This window comes from Spirulina sp. CCY15215, assembly GCF_016888125.1.
Classification (GTDB): Bacteria; Cyanobacteriota; Cyanobacteriia; order Cyanobacteriales; family Spirulinaceae; genus CCY15215.
On record NZ_JACSWA010000134.1, the window covers coordinates 1 to 455 of the forward strand.

General features: G+C 44.0%; 1 protein-coding gene. It reads left to right on the forward strand.

What is annotated here, in order from left to right; genetic code table 11:
* Window positions 1-455 (forward strand): RNA-guided endonuclease IscB (iscB, locus tag JUI58_RS00630; protein WP_204101818.1); only part of this gene is annotated, 455 nt, incomplete at both ends.

The following is a 455-nucleotide window of genomic DNA, read 5'->3' on the forward strand; positions in this document are numbered from 1 at the left end:
ATTAACCTCAAGACGACAATTAAGAAGAGGACGACGCAGCCGCAAAACCCGGTATAGAAAACCTCGATTCCTGAATCGAAAGCGTCCTGATGGCTGGCTTGCACCCAGTCTAATGTCGCGAGTTCATAACATCCTAACTTGGGTTGAACGACTTGCCCGAATCTGTCCGATAGTGGGTATTTCTCAAGAATTAGTTCGCTTTGATACCCAAGCACTCCAAAATCCTGAAATCTCTGGTGTCGAATACCAGCAAGGGGAATTATTAGGGTATGAAGTACGCGAATATTTGCTTGAGAAGTGGGGGCGTAAATGTGCCTACTGTGGTGCAAAAAATACTCCCTTAGAAGTCGAGCATATTAAGCCTAAATCTAAAGGTGGTAGCAATCGAGTCAGCAATTTAACTCTGGCTTGTCGTCCTTGCAATCAAAGTAAAGGAAACCAAGAAATTGAACAGT